The 23,728-nt window shown below is 51.0% G+C and carries 23 protein-coding genes; 11 read left to right on the plus strand and 12 right to left on the minus strand.

What is annotated here, in order from left to right; translation table 11 throughout:
• Window positions 1-1,245, plus strand: coding sequence for a T9SS type A sorting domain-containing protein (locus IPJ96_09575; protein MBK7910597.1), 1,245 nt, complete (start codon window positions 1-3; stop codon window positions 1,243-1,245).
• Window positions 1,246-1,302: 57 nt separating this feature from the next.
• On the plus strand, window positions 1,303-3,093 hold the full coding sequence (locus tag IPJ96_09580; GenBank protein MBK7910598.1) for a T9SS type A sorting domain-containing protein: 1,791 nt from the start codon (window positions 1,303-1,305) through the stop codon (window positions 3,091-3,093).
• Window positions 3,094-3,181: 88 nt separating this feature from the next.
• Here IPJ96_09580 and IPJ96_09585 read toward each other — a convergent pair whose 3' ends face one another.
• Both IPJ96_09585 and IPJ96_09590 read right to left on the minus strand, forming a co-directional pair.
• Window positions 3,182-4,069, minus strand: coding sequence for a hypothetical protein (locus tag IPJ96_09585; GenBank protein ID MBK7910599.1), 888 nt, complete (start codon window positions 4,067-4,069; stop codon window positions 3,182-3,184).
• Window positions 4,070-4,286: 217 nt separating this feature from the next.
• On the minus strand, window positions 4,287-4,616 hold the full coding sequence (locus IPJ96_09590) for a hypothetical protein (GenBank protein MBK7910600.1): 330 nt from the start codon (window positions 4,614-4,616) through the stop codon (window positions 4,287-4,289).
• Between the two features lie 198 nt (window positions 4,617-4,814).
• Here IPJ96_09590 and IPJ96_09595 point away from each other — a divergent pair, with 198 nt between their 5' ends.
• The gene (locus IPJ96_09595; GenBank protein ID MBK7910601.1) at window positions 4,815-6,035 is read left to right on the plus strand and encodes an IS4 family transposase; all 1,221 of its coding nucleotides are present in this window, start codon (window positions 4,815-4,817) and stop codon (window positions 6,033-6,035) included.
• A 75-nt stretch (window positions 6,036-6,110) separates the two neighbouring features.
• On the opposite strand, the gene IPJ96_09600 is transcribed toward IPJ96_09595, so the two are convergent.
• The 7 genes from IPJ96_09600 to IPJ96_09630 form a co-directional block, all read right to left on the minus strand.
• Complete coding sequence (locus IPJ96_09600; protein ID MBK7910602.1) at window positions 6,111-6,584, minus strand: hypothetical protein; 474 nt, start codon at window positions 6,582-6,584, stop codon at window positions 6,111-6,113.
• A gap of 54 nt (window positions 6,585-6,638) precedes the next feature.
• Window positions 6,639-7,658: a selenide, water dikinase SelD gene (selD, locus tag IPJ96_09605; protein ID MBK7910603.1), complete on the minus strand. Its 1,020-nt coding sequence runs from the start codon at window positions 7,656-7,658 to the stop codon at window positions 6,639-6,641.
• 253 nt (window positions 7,659-7,911) lie between these two features.
• Window positions 7,912-8,895 carry a hypothetical protein gene (locus IPJ96_09610; protein MBK7910604.1) on the minus strand — a complete coding sequence of 328 codons (984 nt, stop codon included), beginning with the start codon at window positions 8,893-8,895 and terminating at the stop codon, window positions 7,912-7,914.
• Window positions 8,892-9,917 (minus strand): tRNA 2-selenouridine(34) synthase MnmH, encoded by a 1,026-nt coding sequence (gene mnmH, locus IPJ96_09615; protein ID MBK7910605.1) that lies wholly within the window; start codon window positions 9,915-9,917, stop codon window positions 8,892-8,894. The genes IPJ96_09610 and mnmH overlap by 4 nt, the downstream gene beginning before the upstream one ends.
• Window positions 9,917-11,458, minus strand: a complete 1,542-nt coding sequence (locus tag IPJ96_09620; GenBank protein ID MBK7910606.1) for a hypothetical protein — start codon at window positions 11,456-11,458, stop codon at window positions 9,917-9,919. The genes mnmH and IPJ96_09620 overlap by 1 nt, the downstream gene beginning before the upstream one ends.
• Before the next feature lie 506 nt (window positions 11,459-11,964).
• Window positions 11,965-12,822, minus strand: coding sequence for a hypothetical protein (locus IPJ96_09625; protein ID MBK7910607.1), 858 nt, complete (start codon window positions 12,820-12,822; stop codon window positions 11,965-11,967).
• A 74-nt stretch (window positions 12,823-12,896) separates the two neighbouring features.
• The gene (locus IPJ96_09630; GenBank protein MBK7910608.1) at window positions 12,897-14,378 is read right to left on the minus strand and encodes a hypothetical protein; all 1,482 of its coding nucleotides are present in this window, start codon (window positions 14,376-14,378) and stop codon (window positions 12,897-12,899) included.
• Between the two features lie 114 nt (window positions 14,379-14,492).
• Here IPJ96_09630 and IPJ96_09635 point away from each other — a divergent pair, with 114 nt between their 5' ends.
• From IPJ96_09635 to IPJ96_09670, 8 genes are all read left to right on the plus strand, one after another.
• Window positions 14,493-14,720, plus strand: a complete 228-nt coding sequence (locus IPJ96_09635) for a hypothetical protein (protein MBK7910609.1) — start codon at window positions 14,493-14,495, stop codon at window positions 14,718-14,720.
• A gap of 270 nt (window positions 14,721-14,990) precedes the next feature.
• Entirely contained in the window at window positions 14,991-15,431 is a 441-nt protein-coding gene (locus IPJ96_09640; GenBank protein ID MBK7910610.1) for a response regulator, read from the plus strand.
• Between the two features lie 21 nt (window positions 15,432-15,452).
• A complete protein-coding gene (locus IPJ96_09645; GenBank protein ID MBK7910611.1) occupies window positions 15,453-15,629 on the plus strand; it encodes a hypothetical protein in 177 nt (58 codons plus the stop codon).
• A gap of 222 nt (window positions 15,630-15,851) precedes the next feature.
• Window positions 15,852-16,616 (plus strand): TIGR02757 family protein, encoded by a 765-nt coding sequence (locus IPJ96_09650; GenBank protein ID MBK7910612.1) that lies wholly within the window; start codon window positions 15,852-15,854, stop codon window positions 16,614-16,616.
• Between the two features lie 18 nt (window positions 16,617-16,634).
• Window positions 16,635-18,689: a BatA domain-containing protein gene (locus IPJ96_09655; GenBank protein ID MBK7910613.1), complete on the plus strand. Its 2,055-nt coding sequence runs from the start codon at window positions 16,635-16,637 to the stop codon at window positions 18,687-18,689.
• Between the two features lie 9 nt (window positions 18,690-18,698).
• Window positions 18,699-19,967 carry a dihydroorotase gene (locus IPJ96_09660; GenBank protein MBK7910614.1) on the plus strand — a complete coding sequence of 423 codons (1,269 nt, stop codon included), beginning with the start codon at window positions 18,699-18,701 and terminating at the stop codon, window positions 19,965-19,967.
• Window positions 19,968-19,982: 15 nt separating this feature from the next.
• Window positions 19,983-20,456, plus strand: coding sequence for a low molecular weight phosphotyrosine protein phosphatase (locus tag IPJ96_09665; protein ID MBK7910615.1), 474 nt, complete (start codon window positions 19,983-19,985; stop codon window positions 20,454-20,456).
• A 6-nt stretch (window positions 20,457-20,462) separates the two neighbouring features.
• Entirely contained in the window at window positions 20,463-21,167 is a 705-nt protein-coding gene (locus IPJ96_09670) for an SAM-dependent methyltransferase (protein ID MBK7910616.1), read from the plus strand.
• Window positions 21,168-21,184: 17 nt separating this feature from the next.
• On the opposite strand, the gene IPJ96_09675 is transcribed toward IPJ96_09670, so the two are convergent.
• The 3 genes from IPJ96_09675 to IPJ96_09685 are packed head-to-tail and all read right to left on the minus strand — an operon-like array spanning window position 21,185 to window position 23,618.
• Entirely contained in the window at window positions 21,185-22,102 is a 918-nt protein-coding gene (locus IPJ96_09675; protein ID MBK7910617.1) for an FKBP-type peptidyl-prolyl cis-trans isomerase, read from the minus strand.
• The gene (locus IPJ96_09680) at window positions 22,099-22,617 is read right to left on the minus strand and encodes an FKBP-type peptidyl-prolyl cis-trans isomerase (protein ID MBK7910618.1); all 519 of its coding nucleotides are present in this window, start codon (window positions 22,615-22,617) and stop codon (window positions 22,099-22,101) included. Before IPJ96_09680 ends, IPJ96_09675 begins: the two co-directional genes overlap by 4 nt.
• Window positions 22,617-23,618, minus strand: a complete 1,002-nt coding sequence (locus IPJ96_09685) for a bifunctional oligoribonuclease/PAP phosphatase NrnA (protein ID MBK7910619.1) — start codon at window positions 23,616-23,618, stop codon at window positions 22,617-22,619. Before IPJ96_09685 ends, IPJ96_09680 begins: the two co-directional genes overlap by 1 nt.
• Window positions 23,619-23,728: the final 110 nt, after the last annotated feature.

The raw sequence follows: 23,728 nt of genomic DNA on the forward strand, positions 1-23,728 counted from the left end.
ATGCTGCTGCGTTCCCTCCTATTCCTGCTTCTGCTAAGTTGCTCACTGTCCGCCCAGGTCGACACCTGGCAGGCCATCGCCGATCAGCCCATCGGCGGTCGTCAGCTCGCTGTCGCTTTCTATGTCGATGGCAGGGGCTACAGCGGACTGGGTACCGACAGCCTGGGGAATTATTACAACGACTTCTGGGCGTATGACCCATCGTCCGACAGTTGGACCCAGGTCGCCGATTTCAGCGGCAGTGCACGAAAGTCGGCGGTCGCTTTTGCACTGAGCGGGAAGGGCTATGTGGTAAGCGGACAGGATACCTCCGGCTTGTTGAACGACTGCTGGAGCTATGATCCCACATCCAACACTTGGTCAGCGGAACAAAGCCTGGGGCAATTCAGTACCAGCAGCTCCGTGGGCCGGGCCGATGCCACGGCGATTGAAACCGACAGCCTGGCGTTCATCCTTTGCGGTTACGATGGCGGCTCTTCCTGGTTGAAACAGAACTGGCAGATCAACCCGCGCCGGGATACTATCTGGACACTGAAACGCAACCTGGCCAATGTCACCGAGAGTACCCTCTTCGGCCGTCGCTGGGGCGCCGGGTTCTCAATCGACAACAAAGTCTATTATGGTTGCGGCTTTTCCTTTTCTCAGGATTACCGACAGGATGTATGGTCGTACAACTATCTGATCGATGCCTGGACCCAGGTTGCCGATTTCAGCGGCGGAGGTCGATCGAACCTCTGCGGCTTCAGCCTGTATGACAAAGGCTACTTCGTCGGCGGCACGAACGGTACCACACAGTCCGACATGTGGCGCTACGATCCCAACCTGAATAACTGGACCGCTGTAGCCAGCTTCGGCGGAGGACCGGTTTCCAATGCCGTTGTCTTCACCGACGACCGCAAGGCTTATATGGGACTCGGGCGCGACTCCGCGGGCAGCAGCCTTCCGCGTTGGTTTGTGTACACGCCCGATTCCACGGTGGGCGTTCCGGACGTACTCGATCACGTACAGCTGACGGCATATCCCCAGCCGGCATCCGAATGTGTTACCCTTTCCGGTTCGTATCAGAGAACGCCTTCCTCCAGGTTGGAATTGCTGGATCAGCAAGGCCGAATCGTGCTTTCGACCGCAATACTCCAATGGCCCATGCTGGTCCGTACGGAGTCCTTACCTGCAGGCATGTATTTCTACCGCATCCTCGATGGAAACACCAAGCGCGGAGCTGGAAAGCTGGTCGTAGCTCGCTAAAAGGCTTGCCGGGACCGGAACTTTTCGCCAACTTGTGGGAACCACCACCCACCCAACATGATCACTTCCCGTTTGCGGCTGTTACTGGCCGTGTTGCTGCTGACCGGTCTGCAGGCCGGCGCTCAGGTCTCGACCTATCTGTTCGTTCAGGATTCCACCACCTACAGCCCGATCAACGGGACGGTGATCGGCGATTCACTGACCGATGACCAATACTTCGTTGATACCGCCTCACCACTGGGTGGTCCGTTGACCAGTGGCCCGGGAATCCCGATCGGGTTCACCTTCGGTTACGCGGCAGGTAATTGCGATGTGTTCGGGATCAGCGCGAACGGCTGGATCGGCATCGGGTCGGGTTCGGTGAACTTGTCCAATACGGCCCCTTACTTTCCTCTCTCGACTACCGCGGGCGGCAACATCATCGCCGGCTTTGCGCGCAACCTCGCGGCGCAGGACGGCTCGCGACTGGAATACGCCACGCTGGGAACTGCGCCCGATCGTGTACTGGTTGTGCAATGGACCAACTATCGCAAACGCGGCAATGTCGGCGACGTGTTCAACTTCCAGATCCGGTTGTACGAAGGATCTAACAACATCGAGTTCGTATACGGCCAGAACAGTTGTAACATCAACTCCTCCTTCGTGCAGGTCGGCATGATCGGCGGGAACAGCAACGACTTCAACGTCCGGGCGAGCCTGGGCGGGGGCGGTTGGACCGGCACCGTTTCCGGCGTGCTGAACTCCGCGACCGTGACGCTCAACCAGAGCGAACTGCCCCCCGACGGGCTGGTGTTCCGTTTCGGCGCACCGCCTCCCTGCACCGCGCCGCCGGTGGCCGGCAACGCGAGCGCTTCCGCCGTGTCCGTTTGCCCGAACAATTTCGTGACAGTGACCCTGCAGAATTTCAGTTCAGGTCCCGGTCAGTCCTATCAATGGGAATCGAGCACCGACAACCTCAACTGGAGTCCGATCGTTGGCGCTATCTCCACGGCCTGGAACCAAACCCTGTTGGCGACGACCTGGTTCCGTTGTGTACTCACCTGCGACGGACAGAGCGCGGCCTCCACGGCTGCGATGGTCGAGCTGAACGAACCCACGCTCTGCTATTGTACCACCAACCTGGGCGGCAACTGTGATCCTGGCTCCTACGGCTTTATCGACCTGGTGAAGATCACCGGAACGCCGCTGATCAACGACAATTCCGGCTGTACGGGAACCATCGGCTTGTACTACACCGATTATCCCGATACCGGAAACTACACGGCCACCCTGCTGGCCGGCTCCAGTTACACCCTGACCGTGCGATCCAGCTTCAACGCGAACGAATCGGTTTGGATCGACTGGGACCGCAACGGGACGTTCGATGTAACGGAATGGTACGACCTCAGCCGCAGCGCCACGCCCAACGTAGCCGACTCGGTGACCATCACCGTGCCCGGCTGGATCATCCCCGGCCGTACCAAAATGCGGGTGCGCAACCGCCTGGCCAGCGCACCGAACTCCGCCATCGACGCCTGTACGCAGATGGCCAGTGGTGAAACCGAAGATTACACGCTGACGTTGGAAGACCCGACGCGTCTTCACCCGACCGCCACGGCACAATTGTTAACAGTATTTCCTAATCCTGCCCGGGATGTGCTGTTTGTTCAACTACCCGAACAAGTTTTCACCGGAATCCTTTCCGTAACCGATCTCTCCGGACGAATGCTGTTATCAAACGCTATCCGAAGAAAAGGCGATGGATTGTATCATCTCAACCTGGGAGATTTGCCGGATGGTTGGTACATCCTGCATTTGCAAAGCTCATACGAACACCGGGTGAGTCGTTTCGCGAGGATCCGGGAGTAATTCAAATCTTTCGCCTGTACGCTTGTTTGCCGACCAGGCGGCCGGAAACGGCTACTCCTTCAACCGGATAAAGTGGTATCGGCAAGGTTTACTGCCGTATCACCTTGAGCGTCCGCACCCAATCATCTCCGGCAACTTGTACAAACCAGACTCCTGCAGCAGGCAGGCTGGTTCTGAATTCCGGCGCATCCACCCTGCTTCGGTTAACCACCAACGCGCCGGTTACCTGGTAAATACTGACCGTACGGATCGGCTTGCCGGCTTGTAAGAACAATTCATCTTCAATCACGCTTTGCTTTAGATCAACATCAAGCTCCGGCACGCCGGGAAGTACACCGTTGGTCCAGGGGCCGATGGTGATGATCAGGTATCCGCTCTCAGTGGGTATGGTATGACCCAAAACCGGTGATATGACAATGCTATCGCGAAACATACATCCGGAATCACAACATAACTCTTCATACCCCGACTGCAGGTAGTAAGTGCCATTCTCGGTAGCAGATGAATAAGAATAGGAATAAGAAAAATGAATTTGTGCAAGTGGGGCAGGTGAAACATCCGGATAGGGCATGTTCAGATCATGCAATACCCGCGTATCCCAACTAATTGTTAGTGGTAATAAAGAATTATATACTATGACTCCTGGCCCAGCAGGGAAACGATTACCGAATCCCATATTTCCAACATTGACCTTGAAGTATTTTCCGCCCGCTTCCCAATAACCAGATAAGCCGCTTGAATCGAGCATTACAGGCTGAACACCAAACTTCCAAGTCGTAGCCGAATCAAATGAACTTAACACAGTTGGATCCCAGCCTGTATATATGGTATCACGTCCACCAAATCGGTCTTCAAAAAATATTGGAAAAACAATTTGGGGTTGGATTTGAGCGCCGGGGATGGAATATGGCTGAGCCTTGCACTGCTGCCCAAGCCCGGAAGCAAAAACCAACAATAACAATGTGCGGAAAAACATTACCATCGTATGAGTACCGGATTCGCCATGGAAGGTACTAAACTTCTCGCCACTTCAATGTATTTCGACGAGCATTTCAGCGCGATCAACGACCAAGCCGATCTCCCATAAATCACTGCCAAAGTCGCCGGAAATCGCATAACCCGGCTCGATCGTCACCAGTAATCCCCCACTCGTCTGCGGATCGCAAAGGGCGGTTAAGTGGTATGGGTAAACTTTACTGCCGTATCACCTTGAGCGTCCGCACCCAATCATCTCCGGCAACTTGTACAAACCAGACTCCTGCAGCAGGCAGGCTGGTTCTGAATTCCGGCGCATCCACCCTGCTTCGGTTAACCACCAACGCGCCGGTTACCTGGTAAATACTGACCGTGCGGATCGGCTTGCCGGCTTGTAAGAACAATTCATCTTCAATCACGCTTTGCTTTAGATCAACATCAAGCTCCGGCACGCCGAGATGCAGACCATTGGTCCATGGGCCGATTCGCAACAGGATAAATCCGGAACTTGTTTGGATGTTATAGCCAGCCTGAGGGTAAATAATCAAACTATCCCTAAAGAAACAACCGGAATCACACAGTAAGTCTTCAGTGTCTACCGGAAAAATGCGTGAACCATTCTCCGTTGCCCAAGTAAAAGGAAATGTATAATAAAAATCACTACTAACCGACTAAAACAGTGAAAGTGGGTGCCCGAAGGCACACCACTTTGAAGTCGTACATTTGTTTTGCCCACAAATAACGACATGATCAAAAGTACGGAAAGAAATTTAGTCGGTCAGCCGATTTTGTCTCAATTGCTGGGACTAATAGACAAACCTGCTTTCTTCAAACTGGTAAATGAGTTCGATTCGGATCGTTACTACAAACGGTTTCATAGTTGGACTCACCTGGTGACGATGCTCTTTGGGGTCTTGAGCCGATGCGATTCTATGGGGGAAGTTTGTGAGGGACTGCGCGGTATGGGCGGTAAGCTGAATCACTTGGGCTTGAGAGAGGCACCTGCTAAAAGCACATCGGGAGACGGGCTTCGCAATCGCAGCAGCCTCTTTTTCGAGGCACTCTACTATGAATTGGTGAAGCGTTACAGTTCTTTTTTGTCGGACAGCCGAACATATGGCCTAACGTTCAAAGAGTTACTCATTGTCGACTCTACGACCATTGGACTGTTTGGAGACATCTTAAAGGGTGTGGGGCGCAACCCCAAAGGCGATGGCAGGAAGAAAGGCGGACTCAAGGTGCATATGCTGATTGATGCGGTACAATCCGTTGCAAGGTTCGTTAAGATAACCGAGGCCCGTCAGCATGACCGGTTGTTTCTTAAGAACCTACAACTCCCCGCCCACAGCATGGTCGTATTTGACAAGGCCTACAACGTCTATGAACAATTTGCCCGATGGACTAATCAGGACATCTACTTTGTCACGCGACAGAAGGAGAATGCGATTTATCAGGTAGCTGAAGTTGTTCCGCAACAATTGCTACCCAAAGGGGAGCCCGGGGTTCTTGGTGAAGAGGTAATCGTGATCCAATACAAGGCGATCGACAACAGTCAACAAACCCTGCTGCTTCGCCGGGTGCAGTACCGTGATGAGCGGGGGCGGGAGCTGGTCTTCATCACCAATAACTTTGACATCAGCGCACAAGAGGTGGCGTTGGTCTACAAGAAAAGATGGGGTATCGAGTTACTCTTCAAGAAAATGAAGCAAAACTTTCAATTGCATTATTTCTACGGGGAGAACGTAACAGCGATTAGAACGCAAATCTGGTGTACGCTAATCGCACAATTGCTGCTAACAGTTTTACAGAAAATGGCCAATACGAAAAAGGCCTTCTCGGCCATTGCAACCATCTTGCGCATTCATCTCATAAGCGTGGTGGATGCCATCAAACTCATACGATCTACCGACAGAACCTACTTGAAAAAGAAGGAAACATCCATTCAACAATCCCTGACCTTTACATAGGTAGGGGTACATTGAACCAAGATTGAAAAACGCCCAAAAACAAACAAAACTCAAGCTAAATCCCTGCCTTGAAGTTTAGTCGGTTGATAGTGAATAAAAATGTATTTGCGCCAAAGGGGCAGGAGAAACATCGGCAAAGGGCATATTCAAATCATGCAATACAGTATTATCCCAACTTATCTTAAGAGGGAACCAGGAATTGTCTATCGCGATTAGATATATTCGTGGGAATGAACTATCCAGGCCGTATCCACTAACATTCGCTTTATAATAAGTACTACCCGATAACCAATAAGCGAATAAGCCGGAAGTATCCCTAGCAACAGGATGCACACCAAAAACTGCAGTAACAGATGAATCAAATGACTCGTCCGCCGAGGGGTCCCAACCTGCATATAGCGTATCTTTACCACCAAATCGGTCTTCAAAAAATATCGGAAAAACAATTTGGGGCTGGATTTGAGCGCCGGGAATGGAATATGACTGAGCCTTGCACTGCTGCACAAGCCCGGAAGCAAAAACCAACAATAACAATGTGCGGAAAAACATTACCATCGTATGAGTACCGGATTCGCCATGGAAGGTACTAAACTTCTCACCACTTCAGTGTACTTCGACGAGCATTTCAGCGCGATCAACGACCAAGCCGATCTGCCATAAATCGCTGCCAAAGTCGCCGGAAATCGTATAACCCGGCTCGATCGTCACCAGTAATCCCCCACTCGTCTGCGGATCGCATAGCGCGATGAACTCGGGGCCGTTGATGCCGCTGACTTTTTTTTCGAGGCTGTTCCAGTTGCGGTAGGTGTTATCGGGAAAGATGAACTGGTCCATATAGGTTTTTACACCCGGCAAGAGTGGCACGTTCTGGTAATCGATCCTTGCCGATACGCCGGAGCTTTCGCAGACCTCGGCCAGGTGACCGAGTAGTCCGAAGCCGGTGACATCGGTGAGCGCGTGTACGGCTGGCTCTTTTCCCAGCCGGCTGCCAAGCGTGTTAAGTCGGGTCATGGAATCGACCGCCGCCCGTACGTGTGCCGGATCGGCCTTGTCCCGCTTCAGGGCCGCGGCGACGATGCCCGTACCCAGCGGCTTGGTGAGGTAGATACGATCGCCCGGTCTGGCGCCTCCGTTGGTGCGGAGGTGATCGCGGCTGACCAGCCCGTTCACCGACAATCCGAAGAGCGGCTCTGGAGCGTCGATGGTATGTCCGCCCGCGAGCGGGATGCCCGCCTCTTCGCAGATCGCACGGGCGCCGTCGAGCATGGTGGCGGCTACCGCCGGCGATAGCTTATCAACCGGAAATCCGAGAATCGCCAGGGCCATGACGGGTTGTCCGCCCATGGCGTACACATCGCTCAGGGCATTCGCCGCGGCGATGCGACCGAAGTCGAAGGGATCGTCCACGATCGGCATGAAGAAATCGACCGTGCTGACCAGTCCGCGACCGTCGCCGAGATCGAGCACCGCCGCGTCGTCGCTGCGGTCGTTGCCCACCCAGAGACCGGGAAAATGCTCCGGCGCGGTACGCCCGTGCAGGATCTCCTGTAAAACAGCCGGCGCGATCTTACAACCACAGCCGGAGCCGCGGGAGAGTTGGGTGAGACGGGGAGATTGGGACATGGGACGGGGGACGAGGTGCGAGGGACGAGGGATGAGGTGCGAGGCTTGCCTGCCGAAGCTTTAGCGTAGGCAGGGACGTGGGGCGAGGGACGTGGGACGAGGGACGTGGGACGAGGTGCGGGGTGCGAGGCTTGCCTGCCGATGCTTTAGCGTAGGCAGGGACAAGAGACGAGATGCGAGGTATAGAAATTGTTGCCAAGAATACTAATCCAATTGATTCTGTGAATCATGTTGAAATGCCATTGGGGTAAATCTAATAGTAGTGAAGTTCTTTCTTGATATAGCCATCATAGAACATCCTACAATACATATCCACAGTTTCTATTGACTTTCCATTAAGCAGAACTTTGAGTTCATCGCTTAAGTTTCGGCCAGTACCTGACTTCAAGATGTCTGGATTCTTTAAAATCTTGTCGAAGAACCGAAGATTGAATTTATCATATCCAAAACCCATAAAAAATATATGGCTAAGATCAAATCTCTCGGCAAACTCATTGAACAAATCAATATCTATTGAATCGCTTCTTTCATACATCGTAGTCATAGATCCCAAAGCTTTCTGCAAGATACCCCTCTCATTATTGTTCTTATCAAATGGCACATCTACTAACGCACCCAGACTACCGTATGGATGATGAACGATTCCCCTCAGCGCGGTCATGTCGAAGTCTGATCCTTGATAATATTTCATAAAGCACCACTCAAACAATCTATCATAATTGAAAATTACAAAACAAAACCTCCTGCAAAAATTTTCAAATCCTATACCCTCTGCATGCTTTATTAAGCCATAAATCCATGAATTCTGATATTGAGAAAACTTCTTTTCACTCTCAAAGTATGCATATTCCATTCCTTTAATAAGGTGAGTAATTGATGCTTTGATCCATATTGTAGCTCTTTTACGCAAATCGTCTCGGAGTTTGCCAAGATCTTCCTTAATAAATTTATCAATGCTGTAAGTAGCATGACTACTTTTTCTAATCACTTGGACATAATCATGCGCGTCACGCTCCCACAGTTTCTCTCGAATTAATAGGAGCTCATCGTCCGATATATTTGCTACAGCATTAGAACTAATCTGATTCATCATGTCAGAAACATACCCTATACCATTGCTTTTACGCTGAGGAAAAAAGTAGTGGACAACCATATGAAAGAGCTCAGCTCCCGAATAGAAATCACCATAGATATCCTTCGAGGAGCCGGCACCTAACACGAACATCTTTTGCTTCATGAAATGCTAATAATACGTTTGGCAATGTCCGTATAGGATTCATTGGTTTTAGAAACGACTTTTATAAGACTCCCCTCCTCCCTCAACGAATTACCATAGTCATACGTCTTGTCGTAGTACGGCAGGATGCAGTCGAGCCAGTCGTGGAGGCGGCCTTCGTGGAGGGCGGTGACGGCGGTGCGGGTGCGTTCGAGGCCGAGGCGTTTTTGGAGCTGGGCGGTTTTCTCGGCGAGTTGCTCGACGGGAAAGCTTCCGTATTCGTGCAGGATGCGTTCGCGTCGCACGGAGTCGGGTACGACCAGCTCGGTGACGGGTGCGTTGCGGATGGCTTCGTAAAGGGTGTCGGGTAACTTGACGCGGCCGATGGTGCGGCTTTCGTTCTCGATCCAGACGCGGCGAGCGGGATCCAGCTTTCCGATACGCTCGGCCAGGAGGTTCTCGAACTGTTCGTTGGACGGCTGGGGCTCCTGACCCAGCCCGCCGAAGGCCGAGCCCTTGTGGTTGGCGAGGGCTTCCAGGTCGATGACCTGCTCCCCGGCGGCTGCCAGGGCCTGGAGGAGTTCGGTCTTTCCGCTGCCGGTACGACCGCCCAGGACCCGCAGGGGCAAAGGTGTTGCCAGTTGCTCCCTTACCCGGGCCCGGTAGGCCTTGTACCCGCCCTTGAGGACGTGCACCCGGTACCCGGCCAGTTCCAGCACCCAGGCCATGATACCCGAGCGCATGCCGCCCCTCCAGCAATACAGCGAAATTTCGCGGTTTTCAGTCCATTCCCGGACCTGTTTGACAAAGCCCGCGAAGGAAGGCCCCACCAACTCAAACCCCAGCAAAACAGCCGCGTCCCGGCCTTGCTGCTTATAGGCAGTGCCTACGGCGGCCCGGCGTTCGTCGTTGAGCAACGGGAGGTTGATCGCCCCGGGAATGTGAGCCTGCCGGTACTCCGAAGGTGAACGGGTATCCAGCAACAGCCAACCGCTTTCCCGAACCAACTTCAGGTACTCTTCCGGCAAATGAACCAACGACATCAACGCAAAGATACTCGCGCGTCCGCTTTGGTATAGTCCACCACCTTCTTTTCTTTCAAGTATGGCGGATGCGTATAGGGCTTCCCTTCCGCCATGCATTTGAACCAGTGTTCGAAGGGGAGGAATTCGAGGGAGGTGCCAATCCACTTAGTCTCTTTATTAAGGGAAAGTGCTTGAAATTCACTCTGTCGAGACTTTAGTATAATTTTGTAATCATATCCACGCTTTGATAGTAATGATAACAATGAAGATATTGTTCGCCATCTAGGCTCATTAAAAGTCTGGCCAATTGATCTTGCCACCTTTTTTCTCAAATTTTCTATCGCATTATCAATCCTATGGCTATTCGGGTAATATTGTAAATACAATTGAATTTGAAGAATACGAATAGCAATCTCATCATCCAATTTGAGCTTACGATAGTTGTAAGCCAGAACTTTATTAACGAGCGGGTAATAATCCAAACCTGATTTAATTCCATCCATACATAAGAGAATATTCGCCTTCATTCGCAGCGCTTCATTTATATATCGATGCTCTAATAGTTCAATCAACTTACCCCTTACAAAGTTTTCAATACCCCCTTGCTCATATTGATAGCTCAATTTCGCCAATAGAAAATAGCCGATCGCTTGATCTTGTGGTAAGCGTAAATCGTCAAGAAACTTATTAATCACAATTCTAGCTGATTCCACACGCCCCAAACTTACTAAGCATAGAGCCATGTTAGCAAGTGATGTAGAGTTAAAACTGGTTAGGTATAATTCCTCTCTCTCTTTATTAATACGATAAGTATTATAAAATGAAACCATCGCACCGGCAAAGTCATGTCTATAAAAAGAATATATTCCTCTAAAAAACTCAAGATACCTCTTTAATGCAAGGTATCGATTCATATTTTTCAGTCCTTGTATCCTTTCAATAACAGATTCGATCTCTTTAATCAATTTCAGATTCGAAATACTCTTCAAAGAAGCATCATGAAATCTATTTCTCAATATTTCACATTGTGTCACTAAATTAGTCACTAATTCCAATTCTTGAATAGCCTTCTCACCTCTCCTAATCTCCGCCTTCGTACCATATTGAGAAACGACTCTGTGCTTTCTTCGTAAGATAAAGTATAAAAGTTCAAATGATTCAATTGACTCTAATCTTTTTTGAATAGAGGTTAGCTTCTCTACCGAATCGAATCTCAAACCCCTATACTGCAACATATCATAATGTAACAGGGATTTAACCTGCACAAAATATGTCTTAGCCCTCTTATGGTATCCGCTTAACTGAATTACATCCCAATCAGATAGATATTCCAACAAGGTCCATTCTAATCTTGCAATCAGCTCATTCAACTTCATTCGATTTCTTACATCTGCCCCACCCTCCAATAATGCCATCTTCGATACAGAATGATCCGATCTTATCCTTTTATAAAGCAATCGAATATTTGAGTCCTTCTTTCCAAGCTGCTTCTCGAAATATTTCGCTTCAGCAGAAGTTAAGCTATGTATGATTGATTTCACCCGTTGGTACTGGCTCATACCATTCACATGTAATAGTTAGTCTATTCTGCAATGTAAAAAATCCGTCGGAATCTCCCTGGGGCTAATTCTTTGGGCATTTGCCCACTTCAATCCACAATACGCTACCAAAACCCTGTCTATTCTAAGTTGAATATTGTCCATCAGTTGCCGATCAAATGCTCGCAATTTTCACAAAAAAAAGATGAAAAATCCATCCAAAAAAAGCGAGTGCATGATCAATCTTGGCGTAACCTTCAGGGTGCTACGCCTTAAAAAGGGCTATCGATCAGCAGAACAGTTTAGCTATGAATTCGATCTAAACAGAACTGCCTATTGGAGATGGGAGAATGGGGAGAACATCACCATGAAGAACTTTCTACGACTATGTGAGATTCACAATATTAGCCCTACCAGCCTCTTCGAACTCGTAGAAAGGAGAGGCGGATTTAGAATAGTCCAATCCCCTCCTTCAATCGCAAGCGAACCAGGTCAAGATACACAGAAATCGAACACCCCCACGCCCGTCAGCGGCTCCAATCAAAACCAAACCCGGCCATAGCCAATGCAGTCCATTCAAATTGACCTGTAATTCGGCTTCTATTCGCGTCTGACAAAATTGACAATCGAAGAAATTTCCATGCTAACCAATCTACTTTCAATGAAGACTGATAACCATACCCATCCAACATAGCGTGAGAAAACTCTCCACTAAAATTAAATGTGGCTACAATCTTATTAAGAAAGCACTGACGATAGCTCGTTTGTAGATACGCCCCCATCTCAGCTATCTGGCCAACTTTCTCATCTCCTACCGTCCTATACCTTCTATATCGAAAATCTGATATCAGTAGGTCAACTCTCCAATTTCCGGATCTAGACAATAACGTCCACCCATAAGCAAAGTGCAGGGTAAATGGCAGGAATAAGCCTTCCTCTTTAAGTTTCGTACTAGACTCATACTTATTAAGTAACGGACTTTCCAATTGAATAATCAATGATGTTTTGAGTATATTTGAGTTTCCTTTCAACCAATCAATTTGACTTGACCAAAGATCTTCTGACTTTCGCCAAGTCGCATTTTCTTGACGAATGTAAAACAGTCTACCTTTAATTTGAAGTGAAAGATTACCACGAAGAACAGAATCAAGTTCTCTGTAAAAGAGCCCATCAGTAAAAACACAAAGCACGCTTTTTGAGTCTCCATTATCTCTACTTGATTGTTGATATGATCCGGAAAGAGAGATCCGAGACTGATTTAAAAAAGAAACCGTGTCAGAAGGTACACCAATACAATTACTTCCATCAATAGTTTTAAGAGATAGAAAATTAAACAAAGACAAAATCAATGGTAACCTTAATGTTCGCGCCAACATTTCTTTCAAGCATCTTTTGGCGAAGTAGCGGACAATTATTAGAAATATCAAACATTAAATTATGGATAATATAAGCAAAAAATTCAGATACTTGACATTAATTTTCTTTCAAACCACTTGTTAAAAACAATCAGCTCTGGTGATTTTATCTTCCACTTGTATTCGCCAGTCTTACTCGAGAGGAGCTGAAAGTACTTTTTTCTCTTTTCGTATGTAGTTTTATAATCATAACCTTCATTTATAAGTTTCACAAGTATTCTAATAATAACAAGATACCTTGGATTCAAGTGCTTTTGACGCTGTATCCGTTTAAGGTACTTTTGTAAACTAAAAACACTGAGATCAACAGAATCAAAATCTTCTTTTTCGATAAGACAGAGAACTTGCAAGACTTTTCGTGCTACATTCCATCCCTCTTTATCTCTCGCTATCTCCGGCAAAGAAGACAACTCGCCCAAAGCCTTTTCATAATTGCCATCTTGAAAATATAATGTAGCTTGATAATATCTAAACCGATTAACTACTGTTTCATCGATAGATCTAAATCTCTTTTTTACCCGCTCAAGTATATCACGACATTCTTTATAATCATTTAAATAGTACTTTGCATAAAAGAGAACTTCTTCCGAAAGAACTATATTTAAGGCATAGCCATTAAACTCTAAGATGGCCTGATTAACATAATGTACAGACTCTTCAAAATTGCTTAGGTAAATGTAGTTATTCGCCCTATTCAATAAATATGTTCCTTGGCGAGATGAGGTTGTAAACCCAGGATGAAGAGAAAGTAAGCGATGTAATTGGTCAAGTACTTTCTCGGCTTGATCATAATTACTAGTTGATTGCAATAACTCCAATTTCAAGAGTAAGTAATAGTATCCAATAGTAGGTGAGTCCGTTTCCTGAAACCACTGGCTTAAGTTATCAACTAAGACAGTTAGCTCTTCCGAATACTCCTCGCTGGTAAATGAAAAATTGATTTTATTCATCATTCTGTTAAACTCACTTCCAGCTTGATCAAATAAAAATTCAGTTTTTTTGTAAAAAGCAATCTCATTGGAGATGTTTTCAAGAGACTTAGTGCGTTTCCTCGTGATGAAATATCTCCTTAAAACAACATTACTTTGAAACAATACATCATAAAGTTCATACTTCCTCGCATCCTTCTTTAAGTCATTCAACCTACTTTCTACTTCATCAACAATGCCTCGATTGAATAGGATATCGACTTCTAACAATCTCTTTCTAAGGGTATAGATCATCCTGTTTCGAGGGCTGTATGCTTCTCCCTCTAAGTGTTGATCGAACAACATAACTTCTAGAACCTTCTGCTTTAGTCTCGAAACCAGCTTGTAAAACGCAACTTTATTCGCATGACCGTAGATTGCTCTTTGCAAATCCAATGATGAATAGTTGGGGTCATCAAGGATCATTTTTACAAGCTGAGAACTTTTTGAATCTTCCTTTGGGTTGGGTAATTGAAAATTTAAAAAAAGGACCAGAGACTTTATCTCCTCCCTCTTAAGCTTTAGAAGCATTGATTTTAATGAACTCAGCGGGTTCATGAGTTAACTCGATTTGAGTGAATTTCTTACAGTGTAAGAGATCAATATGGTTGTGATAACCGTTACTCTCATTCGGGAATAGTTTGCGGATACAACCCCCAAAACATTCCCAACATGCTGGAATTATTGCTTTCTATTCTCGCCCTCTTTGGGTTAAGTCCGGATAACTCCGGGAAACCGATTTCCATCAATGCCGAGATCTACTCCAAGATCAGCTCCAATGCCAATTACCATGATCTCGGCGGTGATGCTGCTTTACAGTCCGTTGCCGTATTCGGGGACCCGAATGCGAAAGAGGACATTATCGTAACCGATCAGGTAGATCCACTTCTCGAAAAGTGAGAAAAACGAATGTCTAAAAAAAGCAACTGATGAGTCTTTTTTTGGCTTACATGGTTAAAAGATTGATTTCCAAACATTTAAAAGAAAGGAGTGGACGATTGACGGCTTGATGCCGGATTATGACAGATTCCATAAACAGCTAAATTTTCGCAAAAATAAAGACATCCGTCTGCCCCGGGAGGGTGGATGGATGTCTATTTATTTGCGTTTTGTCCCTTTTTGTCGGCAGGGTGCGGGGGTACTTTTGGGTACTTACTTGAAGCACCTGACATGACTGCTAAAAAAATCCAACCGATCGAGGTCTTGCCGGAGACAAGGCCTCAGCCGAGGTTCCGGGAGGTCGTCCTGATCGACGACAGCGATGTGGACCTCTTCATCAACGAAACGATACTGAACGCGGTATCGGTATCGCAAAAGATCCGCAAGGAATACAGCCCGGTTAAGGTGCTGGAGGACTTGCAAAAGGTACAGCGGCTTACGGAAGTGCCGGAGCTGATCTTCCTGGACCTGAACATGCCGGAAATGAACGGTTTCGAGTTCATCCGCCGGTTTTCGGAGCTGCCCGATTTCGTTCGCAGCAAGTGCAAAATCGTAATCGTCACCTCCTCAACCGATACCACCGACAAACACAAAGCCCTGATGCACCCCAGCGTCGTGCGCTTCCTGCAGAAGCCGCTCGATGTGTACCAGCTCAAGGACTTCGTCTTCTGACAAAATCAAAACCACAATACCATGTTCACCGAATTCCGTAAACCCCACGAAGCGCACAAGGACGCGCACGGTTCCCAGCACGGACAGGACAAGAAGCCGGACGTACTGCGCGACCAGGAAAAGGAACTGCTCGAACAGATGTATTTCGCCCACGCGATCGTGCACGGCACGGATCGCCGCCGCAAGCGCCACTTCTAAACCCCAACTATATCGATCCAAACAAAAGCCACGAAAAAAGGTCTCCCGCTTATTGGTTGTCGGGAACCTGGTCCGGCAGTAAGTCCTAACCCTCAATCCAAACCGTCATGTCCCGCTTCAAGTACGTATTGGTGGATCTAGTGCTGCTGCTCTGCGTCGCCCTCGCTCTCGTCCGTCTCCTCCATTGAGGGCAACGCAGTAGCTTCGCCGTCGATGGCACGACTGTCGGCGGCGGAGTTACGGAACTTTCTGGACGATATGACCGACCGGTATAACCGGCCGGGTTTCATCGAAACCGATCCCGTTTCCATACCGCATCGTTACCGCAACAAAGAAGATATCGAAATCGCCGGTTTCCTGGCCGCGACCATCGCCTGGGGACAACGACCGGTGATCCTGAAGAATGCCTCCCGCCTGCTTGGCTGGATGGACGACTCACCCGCCGCTTTCGTGCGGGGTTTTTCAGAAAAGGACCTGAAACCGTTCCGGGGTTTTGTCCACCGAACCTTCCACCCGGACGATTGCCTCTACTTTCTCCGCGCCCTGCAACGGGCCTATCGCGAAAACGATGGGCTCCAGGGTCTATTTACCCCGGCCTGCCCCGATGCTCCGCTGCGCGACACCATCAGCAGCGCCCGCCGGCGCTTTTTCGAAGAGCCCGGACCCGCCCGCTCCCACAAACATTTCTCTGATCCGGTCAAAGGCTCCGCCGCCAAGCGGATCAACATGTTCCTGCGCTGGATGGTGCGCCACGACGAGCGCGGTGTGGACTTCGGTATCTGGAAACAACTGCAACCCGCTTCGCTGATCTGCCCGCTCGACGTCCATTCGGCCCGGGTTGGCCGGAAACTCGGCCTGTTGAAACGCAAATCCAACGACTGGCAGGCCGCCGAAGAACTGACCGCCGCCCTGCGGAAACTGTGCCCGGAGGATCCCGTGAAGTACGACTATGCCCTGTTCGGGCTGGGCGTATTCGAACGCTTCTGATTGCGTATCTTTGACGCAATGCAGTTTTTGAACCCGCAGTTCCTCTTCGCCTTTTTCGCCCTGGCGATTCCGATCCTGGTTCACCTCTTCAATTTCCGGCGTTACAAGAAGGTGTTGTTCACCAACGTCCGTTTCCTGCAGGAGATCCGGCAGGACACCCAGAACCGGTCCCGCCTGCGTAACCTGCTCATCCTGGCTTCCCGCCTGCTGGCCGTTACGTTCCTGGTCCTCGCCTTTGCCCAGCCCTACCTGCCGGCCAGTTCCGCCGCCAAACGTGCGGCTGAACGCCGGGTAGCCATCTGGATCGACAACTCCTTCAGCATGGAGGCCCAGGGTAGTTACGGAACCTTGCTCGATGAAGCCAGGAAGAAAGCGCGTGAAATCGCCCTGGCCTTCTCACCTTCCGACAAATTCCTGCTGGTCACCAACGATTTCGAAGCCCGGCACCAGCACCTGGTCAACCGGGACGAAGCCCTGCAATGGATCGACGCGGTACAGGCCGGACCGGCTGCACGCACCGCCGGTGAGGTCCTGCTGCGGGCACGCGACGGACTCAAATCAGGTAAGTTGCCGGCCAGTGTTTCCTTCGACGCTTACCTGTTATCGGATTTCCAGCGACGCATCGCCGATATGGCTTCCGCCCCGGCCGATTCCAGTGTGAAGGTCCACCTGCTCGCCCTGAAGGCGAACGCGACGTCGAATGTGTTCATCGACACCTGTTACCTCGAGTCGCCGGTGGTGCAACTGGGCAGTCCCAATGAACTGATCGTGAGCCTGCGCAACAGCGGCGAAAAATCGCTGGAGAACATTCCGGTCCGGCTTACCATCAACGGTTATCAAAAGGCACTCGCCAGCGTTCCGCTGGAAGCCGGCGCGCAACAGGAAGTCCGCCTGGCCTTCACAATCCAAAATCCGGGCTGGCAGGAAGCGATCGTGAGCCTGACGGATTACCCGGTCACCTTCGACGATACCTTTCACTTCACCTTCCGTGTTCGAACGGATGTTCCCATCGTTGCCATCAACGGCAGCACAGGCGCGAGTCCTTACCTGGATGCCCTGTTCGGTCGGGATCCTTATTTCCGGTATCGTTCGATGCCGGTCGGGCAAGCCGACTACAATGCGCTCACGACACCGCCCCTGGTGATCCTGAACCAGGTGGAAGCTCCATCTTCCGGGCTCCTTCAGGAACTCGAGCGTTACGTACGTAAAGGGGGCAAGCTGATGTTGCTTCCACCGGCAGCTCCCAACCGGGAAGCTTATCAATCCCTCGCGCAACGGTTTGACCTGCCTTTTCCCGGCACATTGGTAGAACAAGCCACACGGGTCGGGAAAGTCGAAACGAACGATCCGCTCTTCCGGGATGTCTTCGAAAAAGGCAAAGCACTCCCGGAGAACCCGGACCTGCCGCTGGTCAATGGCTATTTCAACCTGAGCGCTGCTTCCAACCGTCGAAGCGATGTGCTGATGCGGCTGGAGAACGGGAGTCCGTTTCTGCAGCGCTTCCCATTCGGAACCGGGCAGGTGCTGGTGCTCGCTTCCCCACTTGATCCACAATACACCAGTTTTCCGCAACATGCCTTGTTTGTTCCGGTCATGTTGAAAATGGCGCTCAGCGGATCATCGGAGATCGACCCGCCGGTCGTGATCGGACAAGGAGCAGGCTTTTCTTCCGGCGACACCTTACTTCCGGGAGAACAGGTGTATCACCTGGTCCGACCATCCGACGGTTTCGATATCCTGCCGGAATTCCGACAAAATGAATCGGGTGGTACGGTGTACGTCCACGATCAGGTCCGTCAAGCCGGCACGTATCAACTGCAGGTGAACAAACAGTTATTGCGTCCGGTCTCCTTCAACTACGACCGCAAGGAATCGGATCTTCGTCCAACCGAGATCGACGAGGTCGTTCGCGGACTGCAAATACCGGCCGATGTGGTCGATAGTCAATCGCCCGATCTTACACACGCCATCACCCGAGCCCAGGACGGCATCCAGCTCTGGAAGTACTGCATCCTGCTGGCCTTACTGTTCCTGGCCATCGAAGTCGCTCTGATCCGTCTCATTCGAACCTAAACCTCCGACATGGAACTCACGCTCAGCAACGTCTGTATCCGACTACCGGGCTCGCCCCTCAACGGAAGCCAACGCGATATCGTCATCGCCGATGGTCGCATCACAGAAATTGCTGCAGCGGGAACCCAGCGACGCGGTGAGGTACTCACCGGCAAAGGCTGGGAAGTATCGCCCGGATGGTTCGATCTGCACGTGCATTTCCGGGAACCGGGCGACGAACAAAAGGAAACCATTCAGGACGGGTTGAATGCAGCGCAGCAAGGCGGCTTTAGCCGGGTCTTGCTGATGCCCTCGACCAATCCGCCGATCGAACATCCGAGCGGGCTGGCCTTCGCCCGAAACCGCGCAGCCCAACACCTGGTTGCACTGGAAGTGGCGGGTTGTATCTCGGCAGGACGACAAGGGAAAGAACTCGCGGAATTGTACGATATGTATCAGGCCGGCGCGCGTGTCTTTACCGACGACCAGCGACCGGTTGGCGATACCGGGCTGATGACCCGCGCACTCGACTACGTGCGCAACTTCGGCGGTCGACTGATGGTGTATCCCGAAGATGCTTTCCTTGGATCCCTTGGCCAGGTCAACGAAGGCGTACCGGCAACGCTTTCCGGCATGAAAGGAATGCCCGCCATCGCCGAAGCGGTGATGATCGCACGCGATCTCCAACTGGTCGAATACACCGGCACTCCCCTCCACTTTTCCACGATCAGTTCAAGAGCCGGTGTCGCGCTCATCCGTGCCGCCAAGAAGCGCGGACTACCGGTAACCGCTGATGTCGCCGCATACAGCCTGCTCGACAATGATTCCGTCCTGGAACGTTTCGACAGCCACTACAAAGTGAAACCACCGTTGCGCGGCGAAGACGACCGGCAGGCCCTGATCGAAGGACTTTCGGATGGAACCCTGGATGCCGTCGCTTCCAATCACAGGCCGGAAGACATCGAACACAAGCAACTGGAATTTTCGCTTGCAGCTTATGGCATGATCGGACTCGAATCCGCCTTTGGCGTCGCCCGAACGGCAACGAAGGACAAGGTACCGTTGGATCGTCTGATCGACGCATTCGCCATCGCGCCACGAAAAGTTCTTGGACTGGAGCTACCACGGATCGAAGTCGGCGCAGAAGCGGAGCTGACCGTTTACGCACCGGACGATACCTGGAGCCTGCAGGCCGATCATCTTCGGTCGCGTTCACGGAACACGCCTTACATCGGCAGGCAGTTCACCGGAAAACCGGTAGCCGTCGTTCGGGGCAAGGCCCATTACCGGATCCCTTAATTCAGGTTCTGTCCTATGAAAGTTCTGATGGTCTGCCTGGGCAACATCTGCCGCTCGCCGATGGCGGAAGGCATTCTGCGTCACCACGCCGAAGAGCAGGGATGGTCGATTACCGTCGACAGCGCGGGAACCGGTGGCTGGCATGTTGGCGAAGCGCCAGATAAACGCGCCATCCGTGCCGCAAAGCAATACGGTGTTGATATTTCCCAGCTTCGTGCGCGACAGTTTTCAGCCGACGATTTCGATCGGTTCGACCGGATCTTTGTTATGGACCGATCCAACCGCAGCAATGTGCTCGCATTGGCACGGAATGAGGAGGACCGGCAGAAAGTCGATCTATTCCTGCACCAACTCCAACCGATGAGCGATGCGGAAGTGCCGGATCCCTGGTACGGCGACGAAGACGGCTTCCACTCCGTTTACGATCTGCTGGAACGGGCCAGCCTCGCGTTCATCCGAAAAGCACGGTCAGGGACCGAAGCGCTTTGATCAACCATGTCGACCGGATCACTCTACCTTTTACCAACTTTTCTTGGCGATCGCGACCAGCGACTGCTCAGTCAGCGTTCGCTGGATGTGACCTGTCGACTCAAATACTTCGTGGCCGAAGACGCGAAATCGGCTCGCAGTTTTCTAAAGGCGATCCAGCATCCGATGCCGCTGCAGGAAATCGTGATAGCAGAATTGAACGAGCATACACTTCCGGAATCGGTCGCTCCCCTGCTTCGTCCAGTCCTTGACGGGCATGATTGCGGCATCATCAGCGAAGCGGGACTGCCCGGCATCGCTGATCCCGGTGCAGCCCTGGTGCGTCTGGCCCAGCAAAAAGGAATCCGGGTGCATCCCATTGCCGGATCCTCCAGTTTGTTCCTGGCGCTCATGGCATCGGGCTTGAACGGACAGTCGTTCCGCTTTCATGGTTATCTGCCGCGAGATCATGCCGCTAGAAGACAGCGATTGATTGAATTGGAAAAAGAAGTCCGGAGGAACGGTACCACACAACTGTTTATCGAAACGCCTTACCGAAACGACGCGTTGTTCGACGACATCTTGCGCACGTGTGACCCGAGCCTGCTTTTGTGCATTGCCGTGGACCTGGAAACCGAACAAGAGCTCGTTCAGACAAGCAGCCTTGCCGATTGGAAAAAGAAGAAACCGGGTTTACATAAACGTCCCTGTGTCTTCATCCTTGGTGCGTAAATCCAAACAGTGGACGGTTACTTTCCTGCACTTACTTCTACCGGCTCTTGTGCAAGGATCCTGATGTCGAACACCAGGGGCGTGTACGGTTCAATCAGGTAGGTACCCGTTCTGGGGTCGCTGAATCCTTCCGCTCCGTAAGCCAAAGAAGAAGGCAATACAATTTTCAATCGGTCGCCGACGCGTTTCCCCTTCACGGCCAGTTCCCAACCGGGTACTACTTGTCGGGCGCCCGGCAGGAAGCGATAGGCTTTTCCTGAATTACGGCTGTCGTCTACGACCGTACCATCGAGTTTGTAGCCGGTGTATTCGACGACGACGACATTACCCGAATCCAGTTTCTCCCCTTTTCCTGCCTCCACCTGTTGCAGCCAGTAGCCTTCCGGCTGCCGGAGTGAATCGAGGCGCTGAGCCTGTACATAACCGGCCAAGGACTCCCGTTCTTTCTTTTCCATTTCGGAAGCACGTTGCAACATTTCCTGCTCCGCCGTCACATAATCCTCGACGCGCAGCAAGCTGATATCAAACCGGATCATGGATCCTTTCCGGAAGCTCGTCTTCTCCTGCTCTACCTGGATACCCTTTCGTATATACAGGTAATCGTACAAGGAATCAGCCGGCACATAAAAAGTAGCGCTGTCGCCGGGCGAGATGTAGGTCAGACCTTTTTCGAATGATCCTTCGAACGGAATTCGCTCCAACCGGAACCGCATGGGCTGTCCGGCTTTTCTTGAATCAAAGAGGATGCTATCGTCCGCCGTACGATTGACGAGGTGAATGGTCACATAGTCACCGACTTTGGGCTTCGGGCCGTCTATGTTCTTGTAAACCCGATACGTAAAACCGCTGGCGGTCTTCTTTTCCGTACCATTCCGCTGGCAGCTTGCCAGAAAGATCAGCACGAGGGCGAAGCATATCGTGTACTTATTGTTCATGGGTTGACTTTCTTTAACTCGAGATCCAGGTAAACCGGTGTGGCACCGGGGATCTTATCCTGATCGCCCAACATACCGAAGGCGAGGTGGCTGGGCAATACCAACCGAACGCGTGAACCTTCTTTCACCAATTGAACCGCTTCTTCTACGCCTTTCAGGTGTTGAGCAGCACCCAGGCGAAAGACGTGCGGATGCAGGGTATCCGCAGGATAGACCTGAGTGCCATCAAGTGTGTAAAGTGAATAAACGATGGTGACTTCGTCTTTCGGACCGGGAACCGGTCCGGTCCCTTCGCGGATGACTTCGTACCGTAATCCTGTACCGGTGTCTTTCATCCGAAACTGATGGCGGGTTATGAAATCGGTAATGGTTTTCGACTCATCTTCCACGAGTATGCGGTTGACATTTTCCATCCGCTTCTTCAATTCAGCCTCCGCTGGCTGGCGATGCTGTTCTTGTCGGCAGGCCATCAATCCGGCAAGCACACCTGCGAGTATTAGTAGTCTCTTGTTCATTACTCGGACAGCAATTTTGCCTGGTAAAGGGGCAATAAGGCCAGGAACTTTTCGACCGTGGATTGCAAGGAGAGATCGGATCGTCCGCCGGAAGCGTTGCGGTGTCCGCCACCGTTGAAATGGGCGGAAGCGAGTTCCTTCACCGAGAATGTGTCCTTCGAGCGGAAAGAGATCTTGATCATTCCCTCCCGCTCGGCGAAAAAGGCGGCCATACGAATACCCTGAATGCTCAGCGCGTAATTCACCAGTCCTTCCGTATCGCCGGTTCGGAAATTGAACATGGCATGTTCTTCGGCGCTGAGCGCTATGTAGGCCGTGCGGTATTCATGGAGGACGGTCAATTTATCCTTGAGAACGTACCCCATCAGGCGCAGGCGGTTCTCGGTGAAATTATCATAGACCAGCTCGTGGATCCGGTAGTTGACCGCTCCGGCATCCATCAGGTCGGCGATGATCCGGTGGGTATCGGAGCGCATCGACTCGTAGCGGAACGAATTGGTGTCGGTCATGATTCCGCAATAGAGGCATTCGGCGGATGCTTTGGAAACCTGATCACGTCCGCCCAAACTGACGATGAACTGATAGATGAGTTCCGACGTGCTGCAAGCCTCCGGATAGGAGAAAATGTGATCGAAGGCGGGCTCCGGATCCAGGTGATGATCGATCAGTACTTTCACCGCAGCGGCTCCGCGGAGAACGGGTTCCATTTGTTCCACCCGGCTCATCCAGTTGAAGTCGAGGCAAAAGATGATCGCTGCAGCATTGAAATGTTCGATGCACTGTTCCGGCTCACGGGTGAATTGCAGGACCTGATCATTACCGGGCAACCATTGCAGGAAATCCGGATAATCGCTGGGGGCGACGACCCGAACGGTGTGCCCCTGGGATAACAACCAATGATACAATCCTAAGGAGGATCCCATGGCATCACCATCCGGACGGTGGTGGGTGGTAATGACAATTTTTGACGGCACCTTCAACAGGGAACGAACCGGATCCAGAAGCCGGGCAGGAAAACGAGGATTACTCACGTGCCAAAAATACGAGTTCCGGTTGTATAGAACGATCGGGCCCGCCGGTTCTTACGAACGCAGGCGGGCCCGGTGTATTC

The organism is Bacteroidota bacterium, assembly GCA_016713765.1.
Lineage (GTDB): Bacteria > Bacteroidota > Bacteroidia > AKYH767-A > 2013-40CM-41-45 > Pollutiaquabacter > Pollutiaquabacter aromativorans.

Coding starts and splice junctions, on each gene's coding strand:
- IPJ96_09575 (MBK7910597.1), top strand. CDS start 1: ATGCTGCTGCGTTCCCTCCTATTCCTGCTTCTGCTAAGTTGCTCACTG.
- IPJ96_09580 (MBK7910598.1), top strand. CDS start 1,303: ATGATCACTTCCCGTTTGCGGCTGTTACTGGCCGTGTTGCTGCTGACC.
- IPJ96_09585 (MBK7910599.1), bottom strand. CDS start 4,069: ATGTTTTTCCGCACATTGTTATTGTTGGTTTTTGCTTCCGGGCTTGGG.
- IPJ96_09595 (MBK7910601.1), top strand. CDS start 4,815: ATGATCAAAAGTACGGAAAGAAATTTAGTCGGTCAGCCGATTTTGTCT.
- IPJ96_09600 (MBK7910602.1), bottom strand. CDS start 6,584: ATGTTTTTCCGCACATTGTTATTGTTGGTTTTTGCTTCCGGGCTTGTG.
- selD (MBK7910603.1), bottom strand. CDS start 7,658: ATGTCCCAATCTCCCCGTCTCACCCAACTCTCCCGCGGCTCCGGCTGT.
- IPJ96_09610 (MBK7910604.1), bottom strand. CDS start 8,895: ATGAAGCAAAAGATGTTCGTGTTAGGTGCCGGCTCCTCGAAGGATATC.
- mnmH (MBK7910605.1), bottom strand. CDS start 9,917: ATGTCGTTGGTTCATTTGCCGGAAGAGTACCTGAAGTTGGTTCGGGAA.
- IPJ96_09620 (MBK7910606.1), bottom strand. CDS start 11,458: ATGAGCCAGTACCAACGGGTGAAATCAATCATACATAGCTTAACTTCT.
- IPJ96_09630 (MBK7910608.1), bottom strand. CDS start 14,378: ATGAACCCGCTGAGTTCATTAAAATCAATGCTTCTAAAGCTTAAGAGG.
- IPJ96_09635 (MBK7910609.1), top strand. CDS start 14,493: ATGCTGGAATTATTGCTTTCTATTCTCGCCCTCTTTGGGTTAAGTCCG.
- IPJ96_09640 (MBK7910610.1), top strand. CDS start 14,991: ATGACTGCTAAAAAAATCCAACCGATCGAGGTCTTGCCGGAGACAAGG.
- IPJ96_09645 (MBK7910611.1), top strand. CDS start 15,453: ATGTTCACCGAATTCCGTAAACCCCACGAAGCGCACAAGGACGCGCAC.
- IPJ96_09655 (MBK7910613.1), top strand. CDS start 16,635: ATGCAGTTTTTGAACCCGCAGTTCCTCTTCGCCTTTTTCGCCCTGGCG.
- IPJ96_09660 (MBK7910614.1), top strand. CDS start 18,699: ATGGAACTCACGCTCAGCAACGTCTGTATCCGACTACCGGGCTCGCCC.
- IPJ96_09665 (MBK7910615.1), top strand. CDS start 19,983: ATGAAAGTTCTGATGGTCTGCCTGGGCAACATCTGCCGCTCGCCGATG.
- IPJ96_09670 (MBK7910616.1), top strand. CDS start 20,463: ATGTCGACCGGATCACTCTACCTTTTACCAACTTTTCTTGGCGATCGC.
- IPJ96_09675 (MBK7910617.1), bottom strand. CDS start 22,102: ATGAACAATAAGTACACGATATGCTTCGCCCTCGTGCTGATCTTTCTG.
- IPJ96_09680 (MBK7910618.1), bottom strand. CDS start 22,617: ATGAACAAGAGACTACTAATACTCGCAGGTGTGCTTGCCGGATTGATG.